The 12,738-nt window shown below is 62.7% G+C and carries 12 protein-coding genes; 7 read left to right on the top strand and 5 right to left on the bottom strand.

Annotated elements, in window-relative coordinates; all coding sequences use genetic code 11:
- The first annotated feature begins 12 nt into the window (after positions 1–12).
- Together ACFWYE_RS22625 and ACFWYE_RS22620 are read left to right on the top strand one after the other, a co-directional pair.
- Positions 13–2,397 carry an FdhF/YdeP family oxidoreductase gene (locus ACFWYE_RS22625; protein ID WP_379114443.1) on the top strand — a complete coding sequence of 795 codons (2,385 nt, stop codon included), beginning with the start codon at positions 13–15 and terminating at the stop codon, positions 2,395–2,397.
- Complete coding sequence (locus tag ACFWYE_RS22620; protein ID WP_379063147.1) at positions 2,394–2,606, top strand: hypothetical protein; 213 nt, start codon at positions 2,394–2,396, stop codon at positions 2,604–2,606. The genes ACFWYE_RS22625 and ACFWYE_RS22620 overlap by 4 nt, the downstream gene beginning before the upstream one ends.
- Positions 2,607–2,705: 99 nt before the next feature.
- On the opposite strand, the gene ACFWYE_RS22615 is transcribed toward ACFWYE_RS22620, so the two are convergent.
- Positions 2,706–3,164: a pyridoxamine 5'-phosphate oxidase family protein gene (locus tag ACFWYE_RS22615; protein WP_379114441.1), complete on the bottom strand. Its 459-nt coding sequence runs from the start codon at positions 3,162–3,164 to the stop codon at positions 2,706–2,708.
- Positions 3,165–3,368: 204 nt separating this feature from the next.
- Between ACFWYE_RS22615 and ACFWYE_RS22610 the strand changes: the two genes are divergently transcribed.
- Positions 3,369–3,782 carry a tellurite resistance TerB family protein gene (locus ACFWYE_RS22610; protein ID WP_379114439.1) on the top strand — a complete coding sequence of 138 codons (414 nt, stop codon included), beginning with the start codon at positions 3,369–3,371 and terminating at the stop codon, positions 3,780–3,782.
- Between the two features lie 23 nt (positions 3,783–3,805).
- On the opposite strand, the gene ACFWYE_RS22605 is transcribed toward ACFWYE_RS22610, so the two are convergent.
- The 3 genes from ACFWYE_RS22605 to ppk2 form a co-directional block, all read right to left on the bottom strand.
- A complete protein-coding gene (locus tag ACFWYE_RS22605) occupies positions 3,806–4,609 on the bottom strand; it encodes a transporter substrate-binding domain-containing protein (protein WP_379114570.1) in 804 nt (267 codons plus the stop codon).
- Between the two features lie 156 nt (positions 4,610–4,765).
- Positions 4,766–6,478 carry a peptidoglycan D,D-transpeptidase FtsI family protein gene (locus ACFWYE_RS22600; protein ID WP_379063139.1) on the bottom strand — a complete coding sequence of 571 codons (1,713 nt, stop codon included), beginning with the start codon at positions 6,476–6,478 and terminating at the stop codon, positions 4,766–4,768.
- Positions 6,479–6,786: 308 nt separating this feature from the next.
- On the bottom strand, positions 6,787–7,698 hold the full coding sequence (ppk2, locus tag ACFWYE_RS22595) for a polyphosphate kinase 2 (protein WP_379114437.1): 912 nt from the start codon (positions 7,696–7,698) through the stop codon (positions 6,787–6,789).
- A 264-nt stretch (positions 7,699–7,962) separates the two neighbouring features.
- On the opposite strand from ppk2, the gene ACFWYE_RS22590 reads away from it, so the two are divergent.
- From ACFWYE_RS22590 to ACFWYE_RS22575, 4 genes are all read left to right on the top strand, one after another.
- Positions 7,963–9,225: an ATP-binding protein gene (locus tag ACFWYE_RS22590; protein WP_379114435.1), complete on the top strand. Its 1,263-nt coding sequence runs from the start codon at positions 7,963–7,965 to the stop codon at positions 9,223–9,225.
- 117 nt (positions 9,226–9,342) lie between these two features.
- Complete coding sequence (gene phoU, locus ACFWYE_RS22585; protein WP_379063133.1) at positions 9,343–10,068, top strand: phosphate signaling complex protein PhoU; 726 nt, start codon at positions 9,343–9,345, stop codon at positions 10,066–10,068.
- A gap of 140 nt (positions 10,069–10,208) precedes the next feature.
- Positions 10,209–11,216 (top strand): magnesium and cobalt transport protein CorA, encoded by a 1,008-nt coding sequence (locus ACFWYE_RS22580; protein WP_379063131.1) that lies wholly within the window; start codon positions 10,209–10,211, stop codon positions 11,214–11,216.
- Between the two features lie 109 nt (positions 11,217–11,325).
- Entirely contained in the window at positions 11,326–11,715 is a 390-nt protein-coding gene (locus ACFWYE_RS22575) for a VOC family protein (protein ID WP_379114433.1), read from the top strand.
- A gap of 43 nt (positions 11,716–11,758) precedes the next feature.
- Here the strand turns inward: ACFWYE_RS22575 and ACFWYE_RS22570 are convergent, their stop codons facing one another.
- Complete coding sequence (locus tag ACFWYE_RS22570; protein ID WP_379114431.1) at positions 11,759–12,706, bottom strand: amidohydrolase family protein; 948 nt, start codon at positions 12,704–12,706, stop codon at positions 11,759–11,761.
- Positions 12,707–12,738 lie beyond the last annotated feature (32 nt).

The raw sequence follows: 12,738 nt of genomic DNA, 5'->3' as shown, positions 1-12,738 counted from the left end.
GGAGACCCGTCAATGACGAAAAAACGTCCCGAAGGCATAACCGACTACAAGGGGCCGGCCGGCGGCTGGGGGGCGCTGAAAGCGGTGGCTCTCGCCCTCAAGGACCAGCAGGTGGTCGCGCGCGGGGCCCGCGCGCTGATGAGCCAGAACAAGCCTGACGGCTTCGATTGCCCAAGCTGTGCCTGGCCTGATCCCAAACACACCGCATCCTTCGAATTCTGCGAGAACGGCGCCAAGGCGGTCGCCTGGGAGGCGACCACCAAGACCATCGGCCCGGACTTCTTCAAGCGATACAGCGTCCGCGAGCTGTGGCAGAAATCCGACTACTGGCTGGAGGACCAGGGCCGCATCACCGATCCGCTGCGCTACAATCCCGATACCGATCACTACGAGCCGGTCGCCTGGGATGAGGCGATTGCCGGGATCGCCGCAGGCCTCAATGCGCTCGACCATCCCGATCAGGCCGAGTTCTACACGTCCGGACGCGCCTCCAACGAGGCCGCGTTTCTCTATCAATTGTTCGTCCGGCTCTACGGCACCAACAATTTCCCCGACTGCTCCAACATGTGCCACGAAGCGACTTCGGTCGGCCTGCCGAAGTCGATCGGTGTCGGCAAGGGCACGGTCAGCCTGGAGGATTTCGACCATGCCGACCTGATCCTGTCGATCGGTCACAATCCGGGCACCAACCACCCGCGCATGATGGCCACCCTGCGGCAGCTGAAGAAGCGGGGTGCAAAGATCATCGTCCTCAATCCATTGAAGGAAAGGGCGCTGGAGCGGTTCGAATCGCCGCAGTCGGTCGTGGAGATGGTGACGCTGACCTCGACCCCCATCGCCAACACCTATTTCCAGGTCAAGGTCGGCGGCGACGCCGCGGCGATCAAGGGCATCTGCAAGGCGCTGCTGGCGATGGACCAGTTGACGCAGCCCGCCGGACTTGAGCCGATCCTCGACTACGGCTTCCTCGACGAACACACATTCGGCTTCAACGACTTTGCCGACGATGTGGCGGCCACAGGCTGGGCCGACATCGAGAAGGCCAGCGGTCTCTCCAGGGCGGACCTGGAGAGCGTGGCGGAGGCCTACGCACGATCGAAGGCCACCATCATCTGCTACGGCATGGGCATCACCCAACACAGGACCGGCACGAGCAACGTCCAGCAACTCGTCAACCTCCTGCTTCTGAAAGGCAATATCGGCCGACCCGGCGCCGGGCTCTGTCCGCTGCGCGGACACAGCAATGTCCAGGGCGATCGCACCGTCGGCATCTGGGAGCGCCCGGGCGAAGCCTTCCTCGACCGGCTCGGGCAGGTGTTCGGTTTCGAGCCGCCGCGGGCACACGGCCATTCCGTCATCGATGCGATCGCGGCGATGCGCGACGGTTCCGCCAAGGCGGTGATCTGCCTGGGCGGCAACCTCGCCATCGCCTCTTCTGATCCGCAGGCCTGTGCCGAGGCGTTCCGCAAGCTCGACCTTTCCGCCCACATCACCACCAAGCTCAACCGCACGCATCTGCTGGTCGGCCGCGAGAGCTTCATCCTGCCCTGTCTCGGCCGCACCGACATCGATGAACAGGCGAGCGGCCAGCAGTTCGTGACGGTCGAGGATTCCATGTCGATGGTTCATGCCTCGCGGGGTTTCATCAAGCCGCCGAGTGGCAATGTCAGGTCGGAACCCTGGATCGTCGCGCAGATCGCCAAGGCGACCCTGCAGGGGAAGGGCGCGGTGGACTGGGACGCGATGGCCGCCGACTATGATCTGATCAGGGACAAGATCGAGGCCGTCTTCCCGGATTTCCGCGACTACAATGCCAGGGTGGCGGTTCCGGGCGGGTTCAACCTGCCCAATGCGGCCGCACAGCGTGTGTGGAAGACCGCGAGCGGCAAGGCCAATTTCCTGGTCGCGCCCGGCCTCCAGGAAGATGTTGCCAGCAGCGATCCGGCAGTGTTGAACCTGACCACGCTGCGATCCCACGACCAGTTCAACACCACCGTCTATGCGCTCGACGACCGCTATCGTGGCGTGTTCGGTCGTCGCGACGTGCTGTTCATCAACGCCCGCGAACTGCAGCGTCTCGGCTTTGTCGAGGGCGATGTCGTCGACATCCTGACCGCGCTCGACCATGCCGGCGATCATCGCATCGTGCGCGGGCTGACGCTTGTCGAATACAACCTGCCCGACGGATGCTGTGGCGCCTATTATCCGGAAGCGCAGCCGCTCGTGGCGCTCGAACACCATGATCCGGAAAGCCGCACGCCGGCCTACAAGTCGATCCCTGTCCGCATCCGCACGGCGGAGGAAAGCAGCGAGGCCGAACTGGTCGTCGAAAAGGCCGGCGTCGTGGGAAACCGATTTCCAGGCGAGGCGCGCCATCAAGAGAGGAGGATGTCATGAGTGAGACGTATCACTGGTCCGATCCCGCAATGACGGCCGTCGGCCGTGCGCCGGACGATCCCAACCTGAAGTTCTCCATGGATGCGGCCGGCAACAAGCCGCCGAAAGACAGCCTTGCCAACATGAAGCGCGCGGATCCGGGCGCTGTCAGCACGCCCGAAGGCACCCTCTATTACAACGGCGAGGGAGAGGACAGCTGGCACCCGTGAGGGTGGCTGTTCGCAGGTCTGTCACCATTTCGGCTTGCGAAGCTGTGAAATCGTCTCGGCGACCGACGGAACTGCGATCATCTCAGATCCGAACGCGTCTCATGGCCAGGCGTAATCAGGGCCGGTCCTGAAAAACGATACGTTGTTGGTGAAGACGCTCTCGGGAGCCAGCCTGATCATGCGGTTTGTCGGGTCCTCCGTCTTGGCGACGGTGTCGAGGAACCATTCGTTCCAGTGTTCCTGCGCGCCGAGATATTTCAGAAGCAGGCGACGGAACCGGGCCGGCGACGAGGCCTCGATCGTGGCCGATCCACGCAGGCCGCAATGCAACAGGACGCCGGCGGGATTGTCGAAATGCACGATCTCCACCGCACATCGCGGTTCTCGTTGCAGGCGGCTGACCGAGCTGCCGCCTTCGTCGCCGAGCATCCAGAGCGCCTCTTCTTCCCAGATGAACCAGACCGGCGCATTGCGCGGGGCGCCGTCATCGGCAACCGTCGCCAGGTTCGCCATCAGCGGCAGGGAAAGCACGACATCGGGATCGAAAGCTCGCATCATCCGCGCAATCTCCTGACAGTTATGGCGTCCGCAGGGCGATCTTCCTTGTTGCCGCCTTTTTCTTCCCGCTTCAATCCGCTCTGGAGCGTTCCCGTTTTTCGTGAAGGGCGGAAACGCTCCAGCTTTCGTTTTTAGGCAATTCCGGATGGAAACCGTCACACACTTTTCCTGGAATTGCTCCATGGCAAACCGAATGGAGACATGATGCCCGGCCTCAATCCGCATGAAGCCCTGATCCACCTGATGGTGATCACCTCGGCTTCGGACCGCGACATGACCGATGTGGAACTGGCGCGGATCGGCAATGTGGTCTCGTCATGGCCGGTCTTCGAGGACTTCAGCCACAACAAGCTGATCGCGATCGCGCAGAAGTGCCAGAAACTGCTGCATGAGAAGGATGGGCTCGACGGCGTGCTCACCAAGGCGGCCAGGGCCTTGCCGGAACGGCTCCACGACACAGCCTATGCAGCCGCCTTCGAGGTTGCCGCCGTCGACCTCGAAATGCGCATGGAGGAAGTGCGCGTGCTGCAGCTCATCCGCCGCGCGCTCGACCTCGACACGCTGACGGTCGCCGCCATCGAGCGCTCGGCCAAGGCCCGTCATCGCATGCTGACCTGAGCGGAAGCGCTTTCGGATAAGTGTCAGTAGAAACTCACCGGGAAGTAGCGCAGATAAAGTTCGGCGAAGGTGCCCTTCAGCGCGATCTGCTGCAGCGCGTAGTCGAGTGCCGCGGCGAGGTCCTTGTCGTCCGGCTTGACCGCAATGGCCAGGCCGGTGCCGAGATATTCCGGCGCCAGGTAAGGCCCGCCGGCGAAACGGCAGCAGTCGGCGGCATCCGAACCCGCCAGCCAGAAGCCGAAGCGCATGCCGTCGCCGAAGGCAGCATCGATCTTGCCGGCCTTGATGTCGGCAAACAGTGCCGCTTCGGTCGGGAACGGCGCCGTGGTCACCTCCGGGAAATCGTCACGCAGCATGCGTTCATGCGCCGAGCTTGCCACCACGCCGACGCGCTTGCCCTTGAGCTTCTCGTAAAGTGGTTCGGTCACGGCCTTGGCCTTCGGCATGACGAAGCGCGCCGGAAACTGCAGGTAGGAGCGCGAGAAGGCGTACTTCTCGCGGTTCTCCTGCGTCACCGCGACGCCGGCCATGATCGCCTCGCCGTCGCCCTTGGCCAGCGCATCGTCTAGTTCGGCCCAGGGCAGCGCCTGGATCTGGCATTTGTCGGCAACGGCAAGTTCGGCGCAGATGGCGCGGGCGAGGTCGACATGGAAGCCGGACAGCTTGCCGGCGGTGTCCAGGAAGTTGAAAGGCGGGAAATCGGTGGTGGTCAGGAAACGCAGCCGCGCCAGTTTCGTGAGGTCGGGTTTCGGCAGCCGCTCATTGGCGTCCCAAAGCATTGGCGGCTGTGGTTCTGCCGCGCGCGCGGCCGGGCCGCAGGCCAACATGGCCGCCAGAACAGTCAGGGCTAACCGACGCAGCTTCAAATCGAACCTCCTGTTCTGCTTTTCATACAATGGGGGGGTAGGCAGTCGGCAATAGGCAGTCGGCCAAAAAACAATTTGCAGGCGCGTCGCCTCGCGCACATTTCGACTGCCGACTGCCTATTCGATGCTGATATTTTCCGCTGCGGCTTCCACCTCGAACCTGGGCATGACGCCGAGCATGGGAGCCGCGCGGCGGATGATGTTTGCCGCCATCGGGCCCGCGCTGAAGCCGGCGGTGGCGGCACGCTCCGAGTTCTCCCGCTTCGGCTCGTCAACGATGGTCAGGATCACGAATTGCGGGTCGTCCATGGGCAGGGCGGCGACGAAGGCGTTGAAATTCCTGTCCTTGGAGTAGCGCCCATTGACCACCTTCTCCGCGGTGCCGGTCTTGCCGCCGACACGATATCCGGGGACCGCCGCCGACCTGCCGGACCCTTTTTCGCCGTTCAGCTTGTAGATGTAGCGCATGTCCCGGCTGGTCTTGTCCTTGACCACCTGTTCAGAGACGGCGAGGGCTTCCTGCAAGCCTCGAGGCAGGAAAGTCGGCGGCATAAGCCGGCCGCCATTCATCAGCGCAACCACGCCGACGGCGGTCTGCAGCGGCGTTGTCGAGAAACCGTGCCCGAAGGCCGCGGTGATCGAATGCACCTTCTTCCAGACGCGTGGCTCGGTCGGCTGGGCGACCTCCGGCAGTTGCGTCCGCGTTCGGTCGAGCAGACCGAGGCGCTTGAGAAATTCGCGATGCCCCTCGATGCCGACCACATCCGCCTCGCGCGCCGAGCCGATGTTGGATGAATAGAGGAACACCTCCGGCAGGGTCAGTACTCTGCCCTTGCCGCGAAAATCCCTGATGATCTGGCGGCCGATCCTGAGCGGACGACTGGCGTCGAAAGTGCTGTTGAGGTCGACCTTGCCGGAGTCCAGCGCCATCGCTGTGGTGAAGCTCTTGATGGTGGAGCCCATTTCGTAAAGACCGGCGGACATGCGGTTCAGCTTGTCCGGGCTCTGGGCATCGACTGGATTATTCGGGTCGAAGTCGGGGACAGACGCCATGGCAACGACTTCACCCGTTTTGGCATTGATCACGACGGCCCCTGCGGCGATGGCGCGAAAGCGGGTCATGGCCTGGAGCGCCTCGTCACGCACGATGTGCTGCACGCGCAGATCGACGGACAGCTTGACCGGGGCGAGGCTTGCGGCGGTTGCCATGCCCAGCTGCTGCAGATCGGCCAGTCCCTGGTCGTCGATGTATTTTTCCAGGCCGGAGATGCCGCGATTGTCGAGATTGGTCAGCCCCACGATATAGGACGCGACAGGTCCGCCGGGATAGAAGCGCCGTTTCTCGGTCCGAAAGCCGATGCCCGGCAGGCCGAGGGCCATGATGTCGCCCTGCTGCCTGGGTGTGAGCTGGCGGCGCAGCCAGACAAAGCCCTTGCCGCTTTTCAGCTTGGCATAGGTATCCTCCACGTCGAGATCGGCAAGAACGGTCGACAGTCTTTCGATGACTTCGTCCGCATCGACGATGCGGCGCGGCTCTGCAAACAACGAAGACATCTTGATGTCGGTCGCCAGCAGCGCGCCGTTGCGGTCGATGATGTCCGGCCGGGATGCCGTGGGGCGGACGGCAGGGCCGCCGCTTTCCGGCAGGCTCTGCATGCCCAGATGGACGAGCCGGCCGCTCATCGCCGCGTAGACCGCTAGGAAGCCGGCCGCGACGAAGACCACCCGGCGGCGTGGCGCGCCACGCCTCCCCTCAACCACCAGAGGATTGCTGGGCGCGCATATGGCGGCGAACCTCCGCTTCAGCCAGCCTTTCCAGACCCCAGACATGCGACGCGACCCCACGCGCTGTTTGTGCGACAGCGTCTTTGATTTCGTTAATGAAATGTATGGCGAACGAGTCGTTCTAGGGTTTAATCAGTGAAAAAAATCTTAAAAGTTAAATTAACCTTTAGGTTCTGGCGGGGTGCTGCGGACTAAATTGATATAACTTATGTAATATGGTTAACGACCGAGGAGCTGAGCTTGGGTTGGGGAGAGGGAAGCTGAGGCAGTGAGGCGAAGTCGTCTTACTGTATTTTTGGAAATACATCGAAAATGTATTTCCAGCTCCCCCGTTTCCCTGCCCCTTGTTCTCGTCACTTCTTCACGAAAGATTGCCCTTCGCCGATGATCTTCTTGTCTTCCTTGCCGATCACGTCGAGGTCGCGACCGTCATAGGGCAGGCTGAGCAGGATGCGGCGGATGACGGCGAGGCGGGCGCGGCGCTTGTCGTTGGCACGCACGATGATCCACGGCGCGTGCTTGGCATGCGTGCGCTTGAACATCTCGTCGCGTGCCCTGGTGTAATCGTCCCATTTGTTCACGCCGGCGATGTCGATGGGCGAGAACTTCCAGTTCTTCAGCGGGCTGTGGCGGCGGTCGTGGAACCGCGCCAGCTGCGTTTCGCGGCCGATGTCGAGCCAGATCTTGAAGAAATGGATGCCGTCATTGACGATCATCTTCTCGAAATGCGGCACCTCGTCGAGGAAGTCCTCGTGCTGTTGCGGCGTGCAGAAACCCATCACCGGCTCGACACCGGCGCGGTTGTACCAGGAGCGGTCGAACGACACGAGCACACCCGCGGTCGGGAAATGGTTGACGTAGCGCTGGAAGTACCATTGCCCCTTTTCGGTCTCGGTCGGCTTGGTCAGCGCCACGTTCTGCGCACTGCGCGGATTGAGGAACTGGTGCAGCGCGAAGATGGTGCCGCCCTTGCCGGCGGCGTCGCGCCCTTCGAACAGTGCCATCACCCGCTGGCCGGTCGCCTGCAGCCAGGCCTGCGCCTTCACCAGTTCGATCTGCAGCTGTTCCAGCGTCTCGGCATAATCCTCGCTTTTCATCTTCTTGTCGTATGGATAGCCGCCCGCCGACAGCTTGTTCTCCTCGATCCATTCCGGCAGTTCCGGCGCATCGATGTCGAACAGACGCTCCTTGCCGTCGATCTGAATCTTCAGCGGTTCCGGGATCGGAATGCTGGCAACCGGGGCGACGGGCTTTTCTTTTTTCATCGATACGAACCTCTCCAACTTTCAGACTCATGCTATGGGGAGCCAGTAATGGGGTCCAGCGGGAAGTTGGCACGATAGCGTTTCCGTTTTTTACGGAACCGCTGAACCGCTCTGGTTCTTTGTTATGCAATTCCGGACCAGAGCGTTTCCGTTTTTCACGGAAACGCGGAAACGCTCTATTCTTTATTATGCAATTCCGGACGGTAAACCGTCACAAACTTTTACTGGAATTGCGGTAGGCCGCCCGGATGGATTGGAGTGCATATGAGCGACGTTGCGGGTGAGGATCGCCATTCGAGGACGAGCTTGACGGTCAGGCTGTGGGAGGCACGCTGGTATCTGCTGGCGGGTCTTGCGGCCGTGACGGTCGCCTACGGCTTCGGGCCGGGCCGGGCCTGGGCCCTGCCACTGGCCGTCCTGCTTCTGTTTGCAGCGCTTTTCAGCGCCAAGCCTAGTGCGCGCATCGCCGAGAAGGCGAGGGAGGTGGAAACCGAAGGCCTGCAGCGCCTTTCCGGTGAATATCTGGCCGCCGCCGTCGCCGATCCGCTCATCATCTTCGATCGCAACACCACGGTGGTGCATGCCAATGCCGCAGCCTTTGTCGCTTTCGGCGGCATGTCGCCCGGCCTGTCGCTGCCGCTGAAGTTCCGGGCGCCGGAAATGCAGGCGCTGCTCGACAGTGTCGTCTCCGGCAAGGTCGCTTCCGACGAACTCGACTATCTCGAAAAATTGCCGGTCGAGCGCGTCTACCGGGTCAGCGCTTCCTCCGTCGGACACGGCACCGACCTGTTCGTTCTGGTGTTCAAGGACCAGAGCGAGGCTCGCCGCATCGACCGCATGCGCGCCGACTTCATCGCCAACGCCAGCCACGAGTTGCGCACGCCGCTCGCCTCGATCTCGGGTTTCATCGAAACCTTGCGCGGACCGGCCCGCAACGATCCCGCCGCCCGCGAGCAGTTCCTGCAGATCATGCAGAACCAGACCAGCCGCATGGCGCGCCTGATCGACGATCTGCTGTCGCTGTCGCGGCTGGAGATGAAACCCTATCTCAAGCCCGGCGCGCGGGTGGATCTGCGCCAGACGCTGGAAAGCGTCATCGATTCCCTCAGCCCCCTGGCCAGGGACAGCAACCTCGTCGTCGAGCGCGACTTCGCCGAAGGTGAGCTCGCCGTGCCGGGCGATCGCGACGAGCTGTTCCAGGTGTTCGAGAATCTTCTCGAGAACGCCTGCAAATACGGCCAGTCCGGCGGTCGCGTCGCGGTCAGCGTGGCGCCCGGAGGAAATGCCGCCGAGCCGACCATCGACGTCACCATTCGCGATTTCGGCCCCGGTATCGCCGAAGAACACATTCCCCGCATCACCGAGCGCTTCTATCGCGTCGATGTCGAAACCAGCCGCGCCCAGAAGGGAACCGGCCTCGGCCTCTCCATCGTCAAGCACATCCTCACCCGCCATCACGCGCGCATGTCGATCCGCTCGGAACTCGGCAAAGGAGCTGCATTCACGGTCCATTTGCCAGCAAACTAGATTTTAGCGCAAATGCAGACTATCTCTGGGGAAAGCGTTTCGTCGTACTGTCACATGGCTGGCGTATCAGCAGTCAATTGACAAGCGAATCACCGCACCTTCCAGAAGGCAATGCCCATGCAGTCCGTGCATATTGTCAGCGCTTATGACGAGGAACTGAAGTTCCTGGCCAAGCGCATTGCGGCCATGGGCGGTCACGCGGAACGCATGGTCGAACAGGCGGTGGCTGCCCTCGTCAATGCAGATCAGGATCTCGCCCAGAAGGTGATCCGCGACGACATCGTGCTCGACGAAGGCCAGCGCGAGATCGACGACAAGGCCATCCTCATCATCGCGCGCCGCCAGCCGATGGCGACCGACCTGCGCGAGATCGTCGGCGCCATCCGCATCTCCGCCGACCTCGAACGCGTCGGCGACCTCGGCAAGAACGTCGCCAAGCGGGTGATGTCGGTGACGGACGGCCGCGACGCCACAAGCCTCTATCGCGGGCTGGAGGCGCTGGCCAACCTTGCCCTTATCCAGCTGAAGGAAGTGCTCGACGTCTACGCCTCGCGCTCGGTCGACAAGATCGGCCTGGTGCGCGACCGCGACGAGCAGATCGACGCCATGTACACCTCGCTGTTCCGCGAGCTCTTGACCTACATGATGGAAGATCCGCGCAACATCACCTCCTGCACGCATCTCCTGTTCTGCGCCAAGAACATCGAGCGCATCGGCGACCACGCCACCAACATCGCCGAGACCATCTATTACATCGTCACCGGCGACCAGATGCCGGCCGACCGCCCGAAGGAAGACAAGACCGATCGGGTGGTGGTGCAGCAGCCGGAACTTGCAAAATAGGCAGTCGGCAGTCGGCAGTCGAAAATAGTACCTTTTGCGAACTCGGTGTTTGAAGCACGGTTCACTGCCGACTGCCTCTTGCCACTCCGCAGACACAGGTTCACTCTACGCCGAAGACTGAGGTTCCTCGGGAGGCGACGATGGACCATGTTCGCGATTTCACGCCGGGGCCGCAGGATTCCCGCATCGTCGCATCGAGTGTCTATGTCGCCGGACGGCGTGTCGCCGACATCCCGATCGAGGAAGCCGGGGAATGGTCCCGCAAGAAGGACCATGTCGTCTGGATCGGCCTGCTCGAACCCGACCGCGACCTGTTGCGGCGCGTGCAGGCGCAGTTCAGCCTGCATGAGCTGGCCATCGAGGATGCCGAGCACGCTCACCAGCGGCCGAAACTCGAGCAATATGGCGATGCCCTGTTCATCGTCGCCCGCACGGCGCAACTGGTGGACAAGCGCGTCAGCTTCGGCGAGACGCACCTGTTCATCGGCAAGGGCTATCTGGTCAGTGTCCGCCATGGCCCTTCCACCTCTTACGCCACGGTGCGGCAGCACTGGGAAAGCTGCCCGACATCGCTGGCCAAGGGCGAGGATTTCGTTCTCTACGCCATCCTCGATTTCATCGTCGACAACTACTTCCCGGTGCTGGAGCAGATCGAGGACGAGGTCGAGGAGATCGAGGACGGCGTGCTGGTGAAACCCATGGACGCCAAGGCGATCGAGCGCCTCTACATGCTGCGCCGCGACCTTCTGCGGCTGCGCAACGCCGCACTTCCCCTGGTCGAGGTCTGCCGCCGGCTGACCAGCTCCGAACTGCCGCAGATCGATGCCGACATGCATCCGCTGTTTCGCGATGTCACCGACCACATCCGCACCGTGCAGGAGAAGATCGATTCCCTGCGCGAGGTGCTGGCCTTCGCCTTCGAGGCCAGCCTGCTGGTCGGCCAGAGCCAGGAGACGGCGATCTCGAAGAAACTCGCCTCATGGGCCGCCATCCTGGCGGTGCCCACGGCCTTCGCCGGCATCTACGGCATGAACTTCACCGACATGCCGGAACTGAAGATGGAATATGGCTACCCGACGGTGCTGGCCGCCATCGCCGGCATCTGCGTCTTCCTCTACTGGCGCTTCAGGAAGAATGGGTGGCTGTGAACGAGAGGGGAGCAGGCAGTCGGCAGTCGGGTAACAACGGCTGCGTCATCTCCCCCGTTTGCTGGTTTACGTCCGACTGCCGATTGCCGACTGCCTCCTAGGGACCCCAATGCTTCACCACGTCGAAATCTACGTCTCGGACCTTGCGGCGTCGCATGCGTTCTGGGCCAACATCCTGGCCAGGATCGGCTATGAGGAAACGGGTCATTGGGACGACGGTTTCACCCTCGGCAACGGAGACGATGCCTATCTGACCTTCGTGCAGGTCGCCGAAAAACATCGGCAGCGCCGGTACCATCGCTGCGGCGTCGGGCTGAATCATCTCGCCTTCAAGGTCAAGGGCAGGGATGCCGTCGATGCGCTCAGGCGGTATTGCATCGAACACGACATCCCCAGCCTCTATGACGAGAAATATCCGTTCGCCAATGGCGGCAAGGATTATTACGCCCTGTTCGTCGAGGATCCGGACCGGATCAAGGTCGAGTTCGTGGCGGAGTAAGGCAGTAGGGGAGTAGTGGCGCACCACCTACTGCCCTATTGCCCTACTGCCTTATTCCCAAAAGCTCAGCCGCATTCCGGTCGAGGATCGTTTCCACGTCTCGTTCCGGCAGTCCCGCCCGCTTGATGTAGTCGACGCTCGTTGCGAAGAATGCGCCGGGCTGGAAGGGGAAGTCGGTGCCGAACAGCAGCCGCTCGGCGCCGAAGGTGTCGACCGCCGCCCGCAGCGCCGGCACGTGGTCGTGTCCGACCGTGTCGTACCACAGGCGCTGGGCGGCCAAGCTCGGCTTCTCCGGGGTCTGTGGTGCTTCCCACGCGACATGCTGGTCGATCCTTTCCATCGTCATCGGCAGCAGCCCGCCGAAATGCGGGATGATGATCTTGATGCCGGGGAAGCGGCTGGGGATGCCCTTGAGGATCAGGTGCATGGCGGCGACCGTGTCTTCGACCGGCGCGCCGATCGACCAGGTCAGCTGATGTTCCGTGATCAGCGGCGAATGCGCGCCGTGGCCGGCAGGGTGGACCGACAGCACGCTCTGCCGGCGGTCGAGCTCGCGGTAGAGCGGCTCGAACATCTCGTCGGCGATCGAACGGCCGAGCACCGAGGTCGTGATGCAGGCACCCAGCATGCCGAGTTGCGAGATCGCCCGGTCGAGCTCGGCGAGCGAGGCGTCGATATGGGGCAGGGGCAGCGAGGCGATCGCCCGGAACCGGTCGGGATGGCGCCTGACCAGCGCGGCATATTCGTCGTTGATCTGCCGTGCCGCCGTGACGGCGGTTGCCTCGTCCCCGAAATGCGGCGACAGCGGCGTGGCCGTCAGCACCTGCAGGTCGATGCCGACGGCATCGAGCATGGCGAAGCGGGCGGCGAGCTCGTTGTCCGTCACGCCGGCGCCGAGCTGCCGGTAGGCAGCGACTTCGCTTCTGCCGAAACCCTCGAGCAGGTCCAGATAGTCGCTGCTCCAGGCATGGGCGTGCACATCTATTCGCATGGTCTGATCATCCTGTTGAATGGCTGTTGCGA

The sequence above is a fragment of the Mesorhizobium sp. NPDC059025 genome, from assembly GCF_042739655.1.
In the GTDB taxonomy this organism is placed as follows: domain Bacteria; phylum Pseudomonadota; class Alphaproteobacteria; order Rhizobiales; family Rhizobiaceae; genus Mesorhizobium.
Note: the sequence above shows the minus strand (reverse complement) of the source record. Positions and strands in the feature narration are given on the sequence as shown.

Excerpts from the sequence above, each read along its gene's own strand:
- ACFWYE_RS22625 (WP_379114443.1), top strand. The coding sequence starts at position 13 with ATGACGAAAAAACGTCCCGAAGGCATAACCGACTACAAGGGGCCGGCC.
- ppk2 (WP_379114437.1), bottom strand. The coding sequence starts at position 7,698 with ATGAAAAAAGAAAAGCCCGTCGCCCCGGTTGCCAGCATTCCGATCCCG.
- ACFWYE_RS22600 (WP_379063139.1), bottom strand. The coding sequence starts at position 6,478 with ATGTCTGGGGTCTGGAAAGGCTGGCTGAAGCGGAGGTTCGCCGCCATA.
- ACFWYE_RS22615 (WP_379114441.1), bottom strand. The coding sequence starts at position 3,164 with ATGATGCGAGCTTTCGATCCCGATGTCGTGCTTTCCCTGCCGCTGATG.
- ACFWYE_RS22620 (WP_379063147.1), top strand. The coding sequence starts at position 2,394 with ATGAGTGAGACGTATCACTGGTCCGATCCCGCAATGACGGCCGTCGGC.
- ACFWYE_RS22575 (WP_379114433.1), top strand. The coding sequence starts at position 11,326 with ATGCTTCACCACGTCGAAATCTACGTCTCGGACCTTGCGGCGTCGCAT.
- phoU (WP_379063133.1), top strand. The coding sequence starts at position 9,343 with ATGCAGTCCGTGCATATTGTCAGCGCTTATGACGAGGAACTGAAGTTC.
- ACFWYE_RS22590 (WP_379114435.1), top strand. The coding sequence starts at position 7,963 with ATGAGCGACGTTGCGGGTGAGGATCGCCATTCGAGGACGAGCTTGACG.
- ACFWYE_RS22580 (WP_379063131.1), top strand. The coding sequence starts at position 10,209 with ATGGACCATGTTCGCGATTTCACGCCGGGGCCGCAGGATTCCCGCATC.
- ACFWYE_RS22570 (WP_379114431.1), bottom strand. The coding sequence starts at position 12,706 with ATGCGAATAGATGTGCACGCCCATGCCTGGAGCAGCGACTATCTGGAC.
- ACFWYE_RS22610 (WP_379114439.1), top strand. The coding sequence starts at position 3,369 with ATGCCCGGCCTCAATCCGCATGAAGCCCTGATCCACCTGATGGTGATC.
- ACFWYE_RS22605 (WP_379114570.1), bottom strand. The coding sequence starts at position 4,609 with ATGTTGGCCTGCGGCCCGGCCGCGCGCGCGGCAGAACCACAGCCGCCA.